This is a genomic window from Lactobacillus xujianguonis, assembly GCF_004009905.1.
In the GTDB taxonomy this organism is placed as follows: Bacteria; Bacillota; Bacilli; order Lactobacillales; family Lactobacillaceae; genus Lactobacillus; species Lactobacillus xujianguonis.
Window position 1 is genome coordinate 1 of the sequence record NZ_ML136893.1, and the last position, 18,225, is coordinate 18,225.

13 protein-coding genes and 1 pseudogene are annotated in these 18,225 nt (G+C 37.8%); 4 read left to right on the forward strand and 10 right to left on the reverse strand.

Annotated elements, in window-relative coordinates:
• Positions 1–381 precede the first annotated feature (381 nt).
• Complete coding sequence (locus EJK17_RS08565; protein ID WP_103662288.1) at positions 382–1,314, reverse strand: AbiH family protein; 933 nt, start codon at positions 1,312–1,314, stop codon at positions 382–384.
• Positions 1,315–1,990: 676 nt separating this feature from the next.
• Between EJK17_RS08565 and EJK17_RS08570 the strand changes: the two are divergent.
• Both EJK17_RS08570 and EJK17_RS08575 read left to right on the forward strand, forming a co-directional pair.
• Positions 1,991–3,076 (forward strand): annotated as a pseudogene (locus EJK17_RS08570) (IS256 family transposase); the annotation flags it as partial.
• Positions 3,077–3,463: 387 nt separating this feature from the next.
• The gene (locus tag EJK17_RS08575; RefSeq protein ID WP_127796347.1) at positions 3,464–4,891 is read left to right on the forward strand and encodes an ISL3 family transposase; all 1,428 of its coding nucleotides are present in this window, start codon (positions 3,464–3,466) and stop codon (positions 4,889–4,891) included.
• A 527-nt stretch (positions 4,892–5,418) separates the two neighbouring features.
• Here EJK17_RS08575 and EJK17_RS08580 read toward each other — a convergent pair.
• Both EJK17_RS08580 and EJK17_RS08585 read right to left on the reverse strand, forming a co-directional pair.
• Complete coding sequence (locus tag EJK17_RS08580) at positions 5,419–6,126, reverse strand: MgtC/SapB family protein (protein WP_103662290.1); 708 nt, start codon at positions 6,124–6,126, stop codon at positions 5,419–5,421.
• 15 nt (positions 6,127–6,141) lie between these two features.
• Positions 6,142–6,963, reverse strand: a complete 822-nt coding sequence (locus EJK17_RS08585; protein WP_103662291.1) for a Cof-type HAD-IIB family hydrolase — start codon at positions 6,961–6,963, stop codon at positions 6,142–6,144.
• A gap of 147 nt (positions 6,964–7,110) precedes the next feature.
• Here EJK17_RS08585 and EJK17_RS08590 point away from each other — a divergent pair, with 147 nt between their 5' ends.
• Together EJK17_RS08590 and EJK17_RS08595 are read left to right on the forward strand one after the other, a co-directional pair.
• A complete protein-coding gene (locus EJK17_RS08590) occupies positions 7,111–7,689 on the forward strand; it encodes a type IV toxin-antitoxin system AbiEi family antitoxin domain-containing protein (protein ID WP_103662292.1) in 579 nt (192 codons plus the stop codon).
• Entirely contained in the window at positions 7,686–8,321 is a 636-nt protein-coding gene (locus EJK17_RS08595) for a nucleotidyl transferase AbiEii/AbiGii toxin family protein (protein ID WP_236629373.1), read from the forward strand. Before EJK17_RS08590 ends, EJK17_RS08595 begins: the two co-directional genes overlap by 4 nt.
• 352 nt (positions 8,322–8,673) lie before the next feature.
• On the opposite strand, the gene EJK17_RS08600 is transcribed toward EJK17_RS08595, so the two are convergent.
• From EJK17_RS08600 to EJK17_RS08630, 7 genes are all read right to left on the reverse strand, one after another.
• Positions 8,674–9,531 carry a sugar ABC transporter permease gene (locus EJK17_RS08600; protein WP_103662293.1) on the reverse strand — a complete coding sequence of 286 codons (858 nt, stop codon included), beginning with the start codon at positions 9,529–9,531 and terminating at the stop codon, positions 8,674–8,676.
• A gap of 2 nt (positions 9,532–9,533) precedes the next feature.
• Positions 9,534–10,892 (reverse strand): carbohydrate ABC transporter permease, encoded by a 1,359-nt coding sequence (locus EJK17_RS08605; protein ID WP_103662294.1) that lies wholly within the window; start codon positions 10,890–10,892, stop codon positions 9,534–9,536.
• A 72-nt stretch (positions 10,893–10,964) separates the two neighbouring features.
• Positions 10,965–12,188: an extracellular solute-binding protein gene (locus EJK17_RS08610; protein ID WP_103662295.1), complete on the reverse strand. Its 1,224-nt coding sequence runs from the start codon at positions 12,186–12,188 to the stop codon at positions 10,965–10,967.
• Positions 12,189–12,285: 97 nt separating this feature from the next.
• Positions 12,286–13,392, reverse strand: a complete 1,107-nt coding sequence (locus EJK17_RS08615) for an ABC transporter ATP-binding protein (RefSeq protein ID WP_103662296.1) — start codon at positions 13,390–13,392, stop codon at positions 12,286–12,288.
• Positions 13,393–13,412: 20 nt separating this feature from the next.
• A complete protein-coding gene (gene pgmB, locus EJK17_RS08620) occupies positions 13,413–14,075 on the reverse strand; it encodes a beta-phosphoglucomutase (protein ID WP_103662297.1) in 663 nt (220 codons plus the stop codon).
• Entirely contained in the window at positions 14,068–16,332 is a 2,265-nt protein-coding gene (locus EJK17_RS08625) for a glycoside hydrolase family 65 protein (RefSeq protein WP_103662298.1), read from the reverse strand. Before EJK17_RS08625 ends, pgmB begins: the two co-directional genes overlap by 8 nt.
• 166 nt (positions 16,333–16,498) lie before the next feature.
• Positions 16,499–18,220 (reverse strand): glycoside hydrolase family 13 protein, encoded by a 1,722-nt coding sequence (locus EJK17_RS08630; RefSeq protein ID WP_103662299.1) that lies wholly within the window; start codon positions 18,218–18,220, stop codon positions 16,499–16,501.
• Positions 18,221–18,225: the final 5 nt, after the last annotated feature.

Here is an 18,225-nt window from a genome sequence, read left to right on the forward strand (position 1 = left end):
ACATCAAGTGTCTAAAAGCGACAGGGCATATCGTTTTACTACTACTTTAATTCTACAAGAGAACAAAAATAGTGAATCAATTATCCCGTCGGATAACTAATTCACTATTTAGCTTAGAATGTTTATTTTGCCCAATAACTAATTAAATTAACATCAACATTAGAATAAAAAACATTCTTTAGTACAAATTCTACTTTTCTGATTTTTTCAGTAATACTTTCCCCATTATAATAAAAGATATTTACCTTCTTTAGCTTTAAACAAGAATGTAATAAATCCTCTATAACTTCAATATCAGAATTTAACGAATGACCCATAATACTTATTTCTTCAATTTCATTTAAACTATGTATGCCTATACCAAGATCAATTTTAAAAGGTCTAAATTAAATTATTAGATACATAATCTATTATTTGAGGTGCTAATTTAGAATTTCTTTTCCATTCTTCTTTTATCTTCATTGCCCTATCCCAATTTTGGTTTCCAAAATTGAGCAACTGATCATCTACAAAATATTTACTAATCATTTCATAATTCTCATCGAGTTCAAGAACCTCAGGCAATACTTTTGCTTTATAAAATTCTGTCGGTAAATTTCTATAATTATAAAACTGCATATCAAACTTTTTAAATTCATTTAAAACATCACTATCCGGCTTTTCCTTTTGTATAAAATCATTTACATCACGTCTAAATGTTTTTCTTAATGGTGTAAAATCATTAATTTCACCCTGAAAATTAACATCATTATTAGCACCCAGTATTATATTTTTATCTTTTAATGATCCATGAATGTAAATCACTCGCTCATCACTTATACCAAATAACTCTTGGGGAGTTTGCGTATAATTAAATGATAAAATCGCATCAGCCTCTTTTAATTTTTGGTCTGTGTCTGGCATAACCTCAGGTATAGTTTGAACGTGATCAAAAGGATGCGCTTGTTTACGAGCCCAAATTTCATTTTGAGCATTAAATACATCATCTTGAGCTGTCTCTAAATATTCCGTTAACTTCTCAGCAATATTGTCATATTGCTTTAAATAGTAACCAAATTCATGTAAGTGAGACGATTTTACTCTTTTTTTCTCAGCTCTAACTCTTTTTAAGAGAGCACTGGTGTAATTTTGCGCCATATTTTCTTCAAAGTTATACCAATAAGGACGCGGATTGCTCCATCTATTCTGTTGTAAAACTTCCTTTCCATATTTACTGTTTGCAAAATCACTAAACCTACTTTTCATTCCCAAATTTAGATCAAAGCCGTTCCCTAAAATTACTAATTTTTTATTAGTTACTTTTTGGTTATTCATCCAATTTACTTCACTTTCTTAAACTATTTTGAATAATTAACTTCAAAAGAAACTGTAGTATAATACAAAATCTCAAACTTTTCACTAAAACCACTAATTAATGCCCTCAACAAATTCGTAACTTTTGGAATTTCTCCTACGAAAATGCCAAAAAAGCATCCCTCAGTAGAGATGCATCATTCAGTTTTCCAATTACTTCCCCAATTTATCAATGAGGGCTTGCCTCTTCAAAATTTCGAGGTACCGACTTACAGCATCGGGCCGCATAAGCAAGTTCTATACCATTCAAACGTAAGTTAAATAGGCGAGGACCAGCGTTGCCTTAGTGTCAATTTCAATCATATCGACTAACAAGTAGGTTAAGCAAAAGTTGTAGCTATTGATGCTAAGCATATTATACGCAGTGCATGCTAAACTAAGATAGAAGGTATTGAACCAAAATTATAGAGCCACAATTACTAGCAAAAATTGTAAAGTTCTTGTTACCCCAAGCGTTTCTATCTTTATCATCTTTAATATTCCTACTTATTTTTCGAGACCGTAAAATAGTTTGTGTAAGGATGAATAATTCCTTAAATTAATTTCTTAAAACATTAGAAAAAGGAGTTCCTTTCTCGTATGATTGGTTTGAACAAAAAAACACATACAGAAAGAAGAACTCCAGCAAGCAGTTAATGATCTATTAGAGGCTGAACTGACTGCGTTTTTAGGCTATGATCCTTATGCCAGAGCTGGCTGGAATACAGGCAAATCACGCAATGGTGCTTACTTTCGCAAGGTTGATACGCAATTTGGCGAGATTGAAATTCAGGTGCCTAGGGATCGCAACGGCATGTTTCATCAGCACACGCTCCCTGACTACAAGCAGCACTCCAATGTCTTGGAAAGCATGATTATCAAGCTATATTCCAAAGGCGTAACCACCAGAGAAATAGCCGACTTGATTGAAAAGATGTATGGCAGTCATTACAGCCCAGCTCAGGTATCTAATATCTCCAAGCAGATGATTCCAAAAGTCGAGGCCTATCATCAGCGCAAACTCAGTGACAAGTTCTTCTGCGTTTATTTGGACGCTACCTACATTCCTTTGCGTCGCATAACCTTTGATCGTGAAGCAGTTTATATTGCCATTGGCATCAAGCCTAATGGCCACAAGGAAGTCATCGATTACCGCATTGCTCCCAGCGAAAACGTCGAGAATTGGACGGAAATGCTTCAAGACATGAAGTCTCGCGGTCTAGAACAGGTTGAGCTCTTTCTTTCAGATGGCGTTGTAGGCATGAAGACAGTGCTGGAGCAGACTTATCCGAAAGCTCATTTTCAACGCTGTCTAGTTCATGTCATGCGCAATATTTGCGCTAAAGTACGCGTAGATGATCGCGAAACGATCATGAATGAATTCAAGCAAATTCATCAACAGCCAAATAAAGAAGCTGCGATCAAAGTCTTGCATGCCTTCTATGACAAGTGGAACAGAGTGTACAACCATGTCATCAGAAATCTCAAAGAGATTGAACCTGATCTGCTGGTCTTTTACAGCTATCCTAAGCAGATCAGGGCTTCAATTTACTCTACCAATATGATCGAATCCTTTAACAACGTTATCAAGCGTAAAGCTAAGCCTAAAGCAGAGTTTCCAACTGAACAGTCGCTTAATACTTTTATTGGCATTCAGGCAATGAGCTACAACGAACGCTATTTCAATCGAATCCACAAAGGCTTTGGTCAGGTTCAGGATACCTTAGAATCCTACTTTGATTAAATAAAAGATTAAAAAATCGATCTACGAGAAAAATCTATTTACACAAAAAATTTGACAGTTTCAAAAACAATAATGCAATAAATATAACCTTTTTAGTTTTAAATCTAATTTCAATTATCCTTTTTATAACTGTAGCCATTTTCATGAATAAAAAAAGATCTACACTAAAAATTCAATACATACTGCTAACTATTATTACAATAATTGCAATCATTGAATTAGGTTATCCAGGCTTACTGTTGGAAGAACGCTATAGAAACGTTTTCGCAATTGGAAATATTTTTGGCTCAATATAATTTCTTGTGTAAGTCCTAATTTTAGGTAGAAAAAGAGGACTTCCTCTATAATGTTAATTACCACAAAAACATTAGAAAGAAGTCCTTATACATGAATTATAACGAATCAAATCTCTCCACTCAAGCTTTAGTTGATCAAACCAAAGATGAAAGTGGAGTTTTATTTTACAATTCTGGTCTAAAAGACTTTCTTCAAGCTGGCTTTCCGCTTCAAACTACTAGAGCGATAAATTATGGCACTAAAGCCCAGCCTAGAGTCCGTGATGTTAATATTCAGATCTTTCAAGGAAGCATAGCGGAAAAGAAGCAGTTCTGTCCTCACTGCCGGCAGTCTTTGGTTAAGAGCGGCTCTTCTTTCATTACCTTGAGTCACTTGCCGATGGGCAGTGGCTATACTAAGCTGCAGATTGCCAGATCACGCTTGCGTTGTCTTAACAGCAGCTGCACATTCAGCACCTACACGGCGGAAGTCCCTTTCAAAGACAAACGGCACCGCATTACTAAGCAGCTAAAAGACTATACTAAAGATTTACTGCTCTGGGGTCTTACGCTTAAAAGCGCGGCTTTTATTACTGGGTTAGACAAAATGACTGTCAAATCTATTCATAAAGAGATCTTAAAAAAGAAATATACTCGCAATGGCAAGTTAATCAAACCAGAACATTTCGCTAGGCATCTTGCTATTGACAAATTCAAGCTACACGACGGCTATAAGTACGCTACAGCGATTATCGACTGGGATACAGGTCATATTCTTTACCTTGCTCACGGCAAAAAGAAGCAGGTTGTTTATGACTTTATTGACCATGTTGGACAAGACTGGATGGCTCACGTTGAAGCAGTAGCCTGTGACATGAATTCTGACTTTGAGGAAGCCTTCAAAGAGAAGTGCCCCAAGATAGATATTGTCTATGATCACTTTCATATCATTAAAAACTTTAACGACAAAGTTGTGGCAGCTATTCGCAAAGATGAGCAAAAGCGGTTAATTCAAGAAGGACGCGATGAAGAAGCAGCCTCTTTAAAACATACCAAATATATTTTAACGTCCAAGCTAGAAATCTTGATCCAAAAAGATCAGGATGCCCATGATGGCAAGCTGGTAGCTAAGGCTGGGGAAATCTTTAATCGTCCAGAGATTAAAGCTCATGGCGGAAATCAAGATAAATACGAAGACTTACTGGCAGAGAACAAGCTGTTCTTAACAGCGGAACTGGTTAAAGAACAACTTGATAAGGCATATTGTGCTACTAAACAGGTAGAAATGTGCGTACTTATCCAGGACATTATTGATATTTGTAGAGGAACCGAAAACAAACGGTTTATTTGGTTTGCACGTATGCTTGAACGACATCTAACTGGTATTTATACTTTTGCCCAACATCATATATCGACAGGCAGATTAGAAGGACTCAATAATAAAATTAAAACAGAAAGACGAAAAGGATACGGTTATCCCGATGATGAATATTTCTTTTTACGGCTGATGGAAGCAAGCAGAAGGAAAACAGTTTATTGATCAATTACACAGAAAATTATACTGACCCATATTTTTCTTAGTTTTTTCATAGCCAAAATAGCTAAGAAAATCAATTATTAATAAGTCACAAGAATTACACAACATTTATTATGAAAAAGATTCAAATTACTTTATTTATTATTTCAACTATTTTATCTATTTCTGCCTTTACGACAGTACTTCAAGTTGTACCTAACAATTATCTAAGTTGGCAAGCTTTGCCCATTCTTATTTACCTAACAGGGATACTAATTAATGGCATCTTATTTTTATCTTCCAAACTTAATCGATTAATAATTCTTCTCTCAACCCTACTACTGCTTGTTACTATTTTTACCTGGATTAAATTTCCAGAGATTGGAATTATCTATACACCATTTATAGCTTATTTTTGCTTATGTTTATTAATAGTTGTATTGCACTAAAAAGAAATAACTAGATTTTTCCTACTAAATAAAAGTTTTAACTATAGTTAAATTTTTGCATAATTTCAAGTAATTCTTTAACTATAGATAAAACTTTATTCTCTACAAAGTCACCAAATTAATCTGCACAATATCACTATTGGCTGACAAATCATTCAAAATCTGCTCATAAGTAATACTTTTGGGCAATTTCAGAGTGTAAATCGTCGTATAGATCCGCTCATTGCCGTCCATATCAGCCTTATTCAACCGGAAGTTATAGTGGATAATATGAATATGATGTTGCTGGAAATAATCGCGGATGTAGGCACCGTTTTTTTCACGCTGATAATACTTGAATTCAATCTGTTGGACGCGTTTGATAGCGAAAAAGCGGTTCAAAATGATTAAAACAAAAACGACTAACACCGCACCAGAGATGGCAATTTTGTAATAACCCATGCCAATGACGATGCCTAAAGCAGCAGTAACCCACAGCAAGGCTTCCGTCGTCAAACCAGTCACAAAGTGACGCGTAATAACGATTGTCCCAGCTCCCAAAAAGCCAATTCCACTAACAATTTGGGCAATTAACCGCGCTGGGTTAGCCGTAATGACCCTAGTTAATGATGGCGTAGCATGCGAAATGTTCAGTGTTTGAATACAAATTTCAATTTGGCACAAAGCTAAAATACAAGCACCCAAGCAAACCAGGATATGGGTTCTGATTCCGGCTGGATGACTGTGCTGTTCCCGATCCCAACCGATAATTCCTGATACAACGGTCGCAATAATTAAACGTAAAATTACTTCTGAAAGATTCAATGACATTTACTCGGCTTCTTTCTAACTCAAAGAAAGATATCTCTCTAATACTAATAATACGCCATCTTGCGTGTTACTTGGGGCCAGATTCTGTGCAATTTCTTTAACTTGGTCTGATCCATTAGCCATCGCATAACTGATCCCTGCTAGTTCGAGCATTTCTAAGTCATTGCCACCGTCTCCAAAGGCTAATAACTTTTGCGGTGAAATGTGCAAATAATTCAGTAACTGCGTTAGACCATGGCCTTTATTGTCTTCTGGATTAATCAAATCCATCCACGGTCCACTACCAGTCACACCAGAGATTTTGATATCCGTTGTTTGATTAATATTTTTTATAATCTGCGCCACCTGCTCTTCGCTGGCATTTAACGTGATTTTGTAAATCTCATCATTTTGGTAGCAATTGTATAAGTCAGGTACTTCCTGCCAGGTAGCATAAGAATGATGAATCATTTCTTTGAAAAGCGGCGTGGCTCTTTGGGAGTAATAAGCATGCCTGCGACCACTAAGAACGAGGTTTACTTCAGGATAATTATTAGCTAAGAAGTTTAAACTTGCAGCCACTGTTTGCTGCGGAATGGGATGCGAATACACTTCTTGACCAGTGCTAGCCACCGCCAAGGCGCCATTTTCGCAGACATAATCACAATCCTTGCTAAACTCAGCTAAGTCATTTTGGCAACGCAAAAGCTCGTTGCCACTAGCGATAATGAAATGCACTTGCTGCTGTTTAAGTAGCGGCATAATTTTGGCATAACGCGGCTTGTTAAAAGTACTTTTTTCGTTCAAAAAGGTACCGTCCATGTCGACGGCGACAGCTTGAAAGGGTAATTTTTTCATTTTTTCTCCTAGCTCAAATTAACTTTTTATCTATTTTTTACCCCCTGCCCATGCTTGATGGGGTATAATATGGATATTTTTCATAATCTCATGCTATAATCTTTTTAAGAATATAGCACAAGATTTCGTTATAAGGAGGGAATAATATTGAATAATGATACAGCTTTAAAAGCATTTAAAAACAGCACCATTACTTGGAAAGAATTGACAGATCATTTATCTAATTATCAAATTAAGAAAATGGTCAAAAATAATGAACTCGAAAGAGCTGAATATGGAATTTATACAAAAAACAATTATCTCCCTGATCCTTTTTCTATCTACCAATTAAAATATGAACGAGGTATTTTTTGCTTAAATACAGCTTTATATTTATGGAATTATTCAGATCGATATCCCGAAAAACTAGATATGATGTTTCCACAAGGTTATAACACTTCAAAAATTTCTAGTAAAATTAGTGCTCATACACAAATTAGCAAGTATTTTAATTTGGGAATTACTACAACCAAAACAATTGATGGAAATACTGTTAAGCTTTATAGCTTAGAAAGAACCTTAGCTGAAGCTTTACGTCCCAAAAATTATGTTGATCCAGAGTTGATTAGTACAGCTTTTAAAAAATGGGCAAAAAAGACAGACAGAGATATTGGTAATTTATTAATGTTTGCCCAAAAATTTAAAACAATCAATCAAGTTCAAAATTATTTAGAGGTATTAATATGAGAGAATTCAAAGATGCAAGGCAGTTTAAGGCGATAGTTAAAAATTGTGCCAAAGCTAATAATATCGAAGCCAATCAAATAGGAACCTTATGGAAAGAGATCGTCTTAGATGACTTACTTGAGCGAACCTCATTATCTAAATATAAATATAACTTTATTCTAAAGGGCGGCTTTCTATTGGCTTCAATTGTTGGAATAAATACGAGATCAACAGAAGATATCGATACAGAAATAAAAGGATTTGATTTAAATCAAGAAGAAATTATCAAGATCTTTACTGAAATTTGTAGTATCAAACCTAATCCTAATGATCCACTTGATATTACCCTAGTAAGTTGTAATAAAATTCATGAAAATGGCACTTATGTTGGTTTTAGACTTCATTTCAACGCAACAGCTTTTCAAAATTTAAGATTCAATATTAAAGTGGATGTGTCAACGGGTGACAGAATTACCCCTAGAGAAATAAAATTCAAGCACCATTTAATCTTAGAAAACAGAGATATTGATATTCTTGCTTATAATTTAGAAACAATAATTTCTGAAAAGCTAGAAACAGTCTTAACCAGAAGTATTGCAAATACACGATTAAAAGATTTTTTTGATCTTTATATTTTACTTACTCAACTTTAAAGCAAGCCTTTACTAATACTTGTAAATATCGTAATGTTTCTTTTTACCAAGATAATAAATTGGATTTAGCCTATTGCAACACTGTAATTCAAATGATCGAAAGCAATTCTAAAATGAATAAACTTTGGAACCAATATGCAAATTCATACAGTTTTGCTAAAGATATAACTTTTGAGCAAACAATTACCGCAATAAATTATTGGCTCAATAAAGTTGCAAGCTAATTTCCGTAATCTCATGCTATATTAGCTCCAAGAATATAGCCCAAGATTGCGCTCTACATTTTAAAACTCCAAATAAAAACGCCTTATCAACAAAGATAAGACGTTTTTTAGCATAAGCAAAATCTTGATTAACCTTTATCTGCACCAGCGGTGATCCCGTTAACGTAGAACTTCTGCATGAAGACGAACAAGATAGTAATAGGAATAGCAATGATTACACATCCTGCAACGAATTGAGCAAAGTATGCGGTCGCATTACCCTTCGCCGTGTGAACCATGTTGTAAAGCCCATAGGCAATGGTGTAATCCTTCGCATTCCCAGAAGTTGAAAGAATAATTCCTGAGAAAATGAAGTCTGTCCAAGGTGCGATAAAAGCAGTTAAGGCAGTATAAACAATCATTGGCTTAGAAAGTGGCAATCCAATGTGAACAAAGACTTGCCATTTAGTAGCACCGTCAATTTCGGCAGCTTCGTCAATGGACCGAGGAATCGTATCAAAGAATCCTTTGGCAACATAGAAGCCAAGACCTGCACCACCGACATAAACAAGGAACAAACCGAAGAGGTTTAACATGTTAAGTCCCTTTAAGATGTAGTACAAAGCGATCATTGACATGAAGCCTGGGAACATCCCTAAAACCAAAGCGATTTGTAAGAATGGCTTTCTAAATGCAAAGCGTAATCTTGACAAAACATAAGCTACAGAAATGGTTAAGAATGTTGAAACCACCATTGAAGCTAAGGAAATGATCAAGGTATTAATAATCCAGTTTCCAAATGGATATTGTGGATTAGTAAAAATACCGATGTAGTTTTGCAAAGTAAACTTTTCTGGCCAAAAAGTGGAAACAAATCCAGTATCATTAAATGAAAAACTTGCTAAGACGATCCAGACAATTGGTAAAATCCAAATAATTGCTAACAGAATTAATAGGATATACCGGAAGATTAATGAGAGCCGTCTTTGATTGGTATAAGATTTCATGTCTAGCCCTCCTTGTATGCATTAGTGTGCCGGTAGGCAATCAGCGAGACGACCGCACTAATTACGAAGATCAAAATACCCAATACAGCGGACGCGTTGTAACGCTGCTCTTGCCCGAAGGTCAAGTTATATAGCCACGTTACCAGCAAGTCGGTCGACCCGGCACCGTTGTATTTACTGTTCATCGGGGCACCACCCGTCAGCAAGAAGATAACATTGAAGTTGTTGATGTTACCGATAAATTGCTGAATTAAAGATGGAGCCATGACGAACAAGATTTGAGGGAAAGTGATTGATTTGAAGATTTGAACGGCATTGGCACCGTCAATCTTAGCAGCTTCAATTTGGTCAGTTGGCAAGTTTTGAATAATCGCCGTTGAAACCAACATTGATACTGGGATACCAATCCACATGTTAACCAAAATAACTGTAATTCTGGCAACTAGTGGTGATGCTTGGTTATCGATAAAGTGAATTGGTGAACTGATCCAGTGTAAGTTCATCAAGATGTTGTTCAAGGCACCCTGATAGTCCAAGAATTGCGCCATCATTAATAGGGAGACAAATTGTGGCACAGCCCAGACAATTACGAAGATCGTTCTCCAGAAACCCTTATGCTTAATACCTTTTGATTCAATCAATAAGGCCAGCAAAACACCGAAGAAGAAAGTAGTAGCAGTCGCTGCCACAGCCCAGATCAAGGTCCAGCCTAACACTGGGAAGAAAGTTCCGGCTAAGTCACCGGTCAACACATTACCAAAGGCTTTAAATCCTGTCCAAGAAAAGGCGATTGCGTGTTGACGGTCGTAGTTAGTGAAGGCCATTGAAATCATGAAGACCGTTGGCAAAATGGTAAAGAACAAAATTCCAAGTAATGGAATTACCATTAAAGTTGCGTGTAAACGTGTATCAAGTAAACTCTTAAGTTCTTCTACATTGGTTGGGATGTGATCGCCATCACGCTTCAAAATATAATTATGTCTTGTTGAGCGTAAGTTAACGATGTACAAATAGATAATTGCAAGACATAAGATGATTGCTAAAACCCCAAACAACAGAATCAACACGGAATTGGATGGCTGTTTAGTGACATAAACGCCTTGTGCAGCATCATAAACAACTTTTTTAGTTTTAATTGGTCCTAATGTAGCCAAAATGCTTAAAGTCGAGATACCACTAAAGATAAACCAAACAATGAAGATTACTTCAGAAAGAAGCAAGGCTAATCCTTTAACCCATTGTTTATTAGCTAAGGCATTACTACCCATTATGATAAATGATAATTTGGTAGCAAGATCACCTTTAGACCATACCTCTCGATATGTCGCTTTAGGAGCTACATGCTTTTTTCTTCTAAACATAACTTCTCCTCTTCTCAAGCGAAAAGGTTGGACCTTAGTTGACCAACCTTCTGCTTATGCTTTTTAAATCAACTATTTCTTTTCAACAGTCTTAGCGAATTTAGCAAGTTGTGCCTTGTATTGTGCAGGCTTGATCTTGCCGTCGTAAGTACCACTGATTAATGGAGCAGCACCGTTCCAGAATGCAGCCATTTGTGGAAGCTTAGGTTGAAGTACTGAGTTACCTGGCTTAGCCATTTCGATTACAGCTTCAGCAACTGGGTCACTCTTAACAGCACTTGAGTATACAGCAGTCTTAAGTACTGGGATTTGACCAGCTTCCTTGTGAGCGATTAATTGTGACTTCTTGTTAGTAATGTAAGCAGCTAAATCTGAAGCAGCCTTAGCGTTCTTGGTGTGTGAGTTAACTGCGAAGCCTTCGATACCAAGGAATGCTTCCATTTGAACGTTCTTACCGCCAACATCGATCTTAGGGTACTTAGCAACAGCGAAGTTCTTGCCCAAAATCTTCTTAATATTAGCAGCGTTCCAAGGACCGTCCAAAATAGCTTGAGCGTTACCCTTCTTCAATTGGTTCAAAGCGTTTGAGGTTTGCATTACGCCCTTGTTCTTCTTTTGAGCTGCGTACCATTTCAAAGCATTGATACCTTGTTGTGAGTTGAAAGTTGAACCCTTAAGGTCTTCACCATCACTACCGTAAAGCTTAGTACCTGCTGAGAACATTACTGGCCACATTACGTATGCGTTAGTAAAGTCAGTAGCTACAACACCCTTAGAAGTTAAAGTCTTCCAGTCCTTAACGTCTTCTGCTGAAAGCTTAGACTTGTTGTAGTAAATGGTTTGTGCTTGTTGTGCGTATGGGAATGCGTAAATCTTGTTCTTCCAAGTTACACCTTCTGAAGCAACCTTAATGTAGTTAGCCTTAATATCCTTAGTTGCAGCTGGTGAAAGTGGGTTAATGTAACCAGCTTCAGCCATTTGACCTAATTGGTCGTTAGGAACTTCAAAGACATCGGCAGCCTTTGATGGGTCTTTACCAACGTCAGTCTTAGCGTTAGCTGAACCGTTTGGACTTTGAACAACACGAACCTTGATGTTCTTGTTCTTCTTAGTAAAGTCCTTAGCAATTTGCTTATAATATGGAACTTGTTCAGTATCAACCCAAAGAGTTAAGTTTGCTTTCTTGTTTGAGTTGCTTGATGAACTTGAATTATTTGAGCTGTTTGAACATGCTGCTAATGACATAGCTGCTAAAACAGCTGTACTACCTAAAGCCAATTTTTTCCAAAACTTCATGACTTTATCCTCCTAAAAAATCAATACAATATAAACATATCTTTTCACAAATGCAGTTCAGTCTGCGCTTGTTACCTTATTAAATTAATTACTAAGACTAGTTAACAATTGCCTTAGTGGTCTTCTTATCAAAGAAGTGCGCCTTGTTAACATCAAAGCCCATCTTGACCTTGTCGCCAGGTTCGTGGTAATCACGAGCGTTAACAATAGCGACAAATTCAGTACCATCAACTTCTTGATAAAGTTGAATAGTTGAACCCAAAAGTTCTGAAACCACAACTTTTGATTCGACAACTGAATTTGGCCAAGTTTCAAGGAAGGCTTCTTCAGAGTGGATGTCTTCTGGACGAATGCCGAAGACAACATCCTTATCGGCATAGCCCTTTTCTTCAAGCATTTTTGCCTCACCTTCAGGGATTTCAATATCAAGTCCCTTACCATCGGTAATTCTTTGATCCTTGTAATGGACGTTGAAGAAGTTCATTTGAGGTGAACCGATAAAGCCAGCAACGAATTGGTTAACTGGGTGGTTGTAAACCTCAAGCGGGGTGCCGATTTGTTCTACCTTACCAACTGACATAACAACGACTCTGTCAGCCAAAGTCATGGCTTCAGTCTGGTCGTGAGTTACGTAGATGGTGGTAGTGCCAAGCCGTTGGTGCAACTTGGCAATGTTGGCCCGCATTGAAACCCGGAGCTTAGCGTCCAAGTTAGAAAGTGGTTCGTCCATCAAGAAGATTGGCGCATCCCGGACGATTGCCCGTCCAAGGGCAACACGCTGACGTTGCCCACCTGAAAGAGCACCTGGCTTTTTATCAAGGTAATCTTTCAAGCCCAAAATATCAGCAGCCTTTTGCACTCTCTTTTCAATTTCGTCCTTCTTGTAGTGACGTAATTTCAAACTAAAGGCCATGTTATCGTAAATGGTCATGTGTGGGTACAAAGCGTAGTTCTGGAAAACCATCGCAATGTGACGATCTTTTGGTGCAACATCGTTCATCACTTTATGGTCAATTTCCAAAGTACCCTTAGAAATATCTTCTAGTCCGGCTACCATTCTCAAGGTAGTAGACTTACCACAACCTGACGGACCAACGAAAACAATGAATTCCTTATCTTTGATATGCAAATCAAAGTCATTTACTGAATAAAAATCATTGCCTGGATATTTTTTATAAATATGGTTTAAATCAACTTCAACCATACTTTTACCCCACTTTCTGTTTATTTTTCTTCAAAAACTGCTTCAATCTTGCTTAATTTCAAATCTGCAGTCGTTGGGACGATGTAATCAGCTTCTTTAAGTAATTCCTTGTCGCCAATTCCTACTGCAAATTGACCAGCGGCTTTAATCGCTTCAACACCAGCTTTAGCATCTTCAAAGCTGATCACTTCATCAGCCTTAAGACCAGCAATTTCTTGTGCTTTGATGTAAATTTCTGGATCAGGTTTACCATGATGTAAACTTGCTGGATCAACGATGCCATCGAATTCATCCATAATGCCTAATCTCGTTAAGATCTTAGGTGCATTCTTAGAAGCTGAAGCAATGACCATCTTTAAGTTTTGCTTCTTAGCATCTGCCAAAAGTTCTGGAATCCCAGGTAAGATATCTTTTGGCGTCATCGTTTCAACTTGTTCAACAAATTTAGCGTTCTTTTCTGCCGCAAACTTTTCTTTTTCTGCTTCAGAATACTTATCTTCTTGACCACCATATTGCAAGATCAAGTTTAACGAATCCATTCTTGAGATCCCACGCAAGCTGTCAAGTTGAGCATCAGTTAAAGTAATTCCTAATTCTTTAGCCAAGTTATTCCAAGCAGTCAGGTGAAACTTAGCGGAGTTGGTTAAGACACCATCGAGATCGAATAATAATCCTTTAAGCATTTTGCGTTTCACCTTCTTTAAGAGTTAATTTCTTGCCCTTAACTAAGACATCTAAGTCGTCACCTTTAAGTAAAGTCAACTTAGTTTCCTTGTGGTCAACGTAAATTTCAATTAAACGGCCACGGTAGTTAATCTTAAAGCCGTAGTGATCCCACTTGTCAGGAACAAATGGATTGAACTTCAATTGATCATGGTCATAACGCATCCCTGCGAAACCTTGAACAATTGCTAGCCATGACCCACTCATGGAAGTGATGTGCAAGCCATCAACCGTATCATTGTTGTAGTTATCAAGGTCTAAGCGAGCAGTTCTTTCGTAAAGCTCAACAGCCTTCTTTTGCTTACCAAGTTCAGCAGCCAAAATTGAGTGAATACATGGGGAAAGCGAACTTTCGTGAACTGTTAATGGTTCGTAGAAGTCGAAGTTCTTTTCTTTTTCTTCCTTAGTGTATTGATCATTTAAGAAGTAAATTCCTTGCAAAACATCGGCTTGCTTGATAAATGGTGATCTTAAAATCTTATCCCATGACCAGTGTTGGTTAATTGGACGTTGATCTTCAATTTCGCTAACTGGACGAATATCTTTATCTAAAAAATCATCTTGTTGTAAGAAAATGCCTCGTTCCTTGTCTGCCGGAAGGTATATCTTATCAACAATGTCTTGCCACTTAGCTTTTTCTTCTTCAGTGACATGCACTCTTTCCTGAGCTTCCTTAGTGGCTAATGGCAAACGCTTCAAAGTGTATTGCAATAACCATCTTGCCATGGTATTAGTAAACCAGTTATTATTAACGTTGTTTTCATATTCGTTAGGACCGGTTACACCATGCATCACGTACTTGTTACGCCACTTGGACCAGTGAACTCTGGCTGCCCAGAATCTTGCAGTGCCAACTAAGACGTCCATTCCTTCATTCTTAACGTAGCTATCATCACCAGTGTAATCAGTGTACATTGCAATTGCATGAGGAATATCAGCGTTACGGTGAATTTCTTCGAAAGTAATTTCCCACTCGTTGTGACATTCAATTCCGTTGAAGGTAACCATTGGGAACAATGCACCTGGTAGGCCTTGCTCTTTAGCGTTGTGGTAAGCGCCTGGCAATTGATCGTGACGATATTGAAGAAGTGCTCTAGTAACACTTGGATCAGTGACACATAAGTACATTGGAACGATGTAAGCTTCAGTGTCCCAGTAAGTGGCACCACCGTATTTTTCACCGGTAAAACCTTTAGGGCCGACATTCAAGCGTTCATCTTCACCGTAGTAGGTCATGAATAATTGACAAATGTTAAAGCGGATCCCTTGTTGAGCGGCATCATCACCTGCAATTTCAACATCTGACTTGTCCCAACGCTTCTTCCAAACGGCTTCATGATCAGCCAAGTTTTCGTCAAATGACTTAGATTGAAGTTTCTTCATTAAGTCATCTGCGACAGCAGCTTGATCCTTGTCCTTCACATCTCGGCTAGTTACGACAATGACATCTTTTTCAAGGTCATAGCTTTCGCCTTCGTTTAATTCGATTGAAAACTTTTCGCTTAACTTAGCACTTTCAGTGGTTACTTCAGTAGCAACTTCATTACCGTCATGACGTAAGCTTTCTTTCAATAAAACTGTAAATTGCGGAACATCGTAAGGATTTTCTTTAGTTTTAACTTGAATTGTCTTAGCAGCCTTATCTTCACCTAATGGCAACCAGAAGCGTTCATCATAGTTACTATCTTCATTAACAACGGTACCATCTAAAGTTGAATCAAAGTCAATCTTGGCATGTCCTGCAAGAACTGTAGCCTTAACTGCAATTAAGGCAGCTTCTTTTTGAACAATATGAAGAAAACGTCTAAATTCAAATTTAACTTTGACATCTTTGCCTTCATAAATGAAACTTCTTGAAAGCAAACCTTGGTGCATATCAAGGGCTAAAGCAAAATCACTAAAGTTAACTTTAGCTAAATCGAGCTTTTCACCATTAATCGTAATGTCAATCCCAATGAAGCTTGGTGCATTAGGGGTCTTACCAAAGTACTTAGGGTAGCCATTTTTCCACCAACCCACACGGGTCTTATCTGGGAACCAAACCCCGGCGAGGTAAGTACCCTGTAAGCTATCACCTGAGTAACCTTCTTCAAAGTTACCCCGCAAGCCCATATAATCATTACCAATTGCAGTCATACTTTCCTGCAATCTTTTATCTTCTGGATTAAATTTATGAGTTACGACCCGCCATGGATCGATTTCAAAAATTCGTTTCATGTATCCTCTCTCCAAACAAGGTGATCTTTTGTTTACGCTTTCATTATGCCCGTTTGGAAAGCGCTTTACAATGCTAAAAGTATTGTTACCGGTATCAGAATTTATCAAAAAAGAAGGAATCAGTTATAACTGATTCCTTCTTTTCTTATAAACATGAAAGTTATCACTATTTACATTCGATGACAAAACCTTCTGGCAATAATTGACCATTTTCATAGTTTTGACTCAATGAATCATTCATATTAACTGGAACTGCTTGCTTAGTGGTATTGAATAAGGCAACAATTTGTTCTTGCCCTTCACGTTCTACCTTAATTAAGCCGCGCTTAGTAACTGTTAAGCGGATGGTCCCTTTACCTAAAGTATTGGCATACTTCAAGCGGAATTTAACTAATTCATGAACCTGCTCCCAGACCGAACTATCTTCTTTACTCCAGTCCATCGGCTTACGACAGTCAGGGTCGTTGTCACCAGTCATGCCCATTTCAGTTCCATAATAGATACATGGACTACCGGTTTGCATAAACATGAAAGTCAAAGCTTGCAAAGCCAAGGCTTGATCACCATGAGCTAAGGTTAAAATTCGCGCCGTATCATGCGAGTCAAGCATATCCATCATGGCTTGGTTATTCATATCCCGGTAGAGTATCAACTGATCAGTTAAATGTTCGACTAAGTCTTTAGCGCTCATCTTATTAGCAAAGAAATGATCTTCAATTTGCAAAGTATAAGGATAATTCATAACGCCACTGAATTCATCCCCGTTAAGCCATGGCCGTGCATTATGCCAAATTTCACCCACGATGTAAAAGTCTGGCTTAATGGCCGTCACTGCATCGTGGAACTTGCGCCAGAAGTGGTGGTCAACTTCGTTAGCCACATCCAGTCGCCAAGCATCGATATCAAAGTACTTAACCCAGTAAGTCGCAATCTCTAATAAGAAGTCTTGCACTTGTGGGTTAGCCGTATTTAATTTTGGCATGTGTTGTTCAAAGGCAAAAGTATCATATTCTGGATTCCCCTCACCCTTACTTGGGTTGTGGTATGGGGTAACTGGATAATGGTTAATGTGGAACCAGTCAGCAAAGCGTGACTTGGCACCATTTTTCACCACGTCTTGCCATTGCATGGATTGATCACCTAAATGGTTGAAAACCGCATCAAGCATGACTTTCATCCCACGTTTGTGTGCTTCATTCACTACTTTAGCAAACAAATCTTTATCCCCAAAGTCAGGGTCAATTTGTAAATAATCAATCGTATCATACTTGTGGTTAGAACCAGCCTTGAAGACAGGACAGAAGTAAATCCCATTGATGCCTAATTTCTTTAAATAATCTAGATGGTCGAGTACCCCTTGCAAGTCACCACCATAGTAATCTTCACGACCTGGGTGATCTTGCGGATTCCAAGGCTTAACGCCAGCTGGATCATTGCTCTTGTCCCCGTTAGCAAAGCGTTCTGGGAAGATTTGGTACCAGACAGTATGCTTTACCCAGTCGGGAGTCATATCCATATCAATTTGATGGAGATATGGCACTTTAAAGTAAGAACTATCTTCATTTAAATTCTCTTCATTGAAGTCCTTGATTCCGCGATCACCCACAATTTTATGGTCGCCATCAGTGCCAATCACTTCAAAAGTATACTTAATTCTGCGATAAGGTGCCCGTAAGGTTGCCATCCAGTGGTCTTCAACTTGTCCTTCACCGATCTTTTCCATCGCAATCGTCGCTGTCGATTGGGTGGGCATATAGTTGTCAGTGTAGTGGACAATGACTTTAGCGACATCGCCTTTGGCTGAATGGAAACGAATCCGAACGTGGTGCGGACTAACAACAAAACAATCTTCACTTTCAGTTCTGTGACGTAAGGCAGCAAGTTGCATAAAAT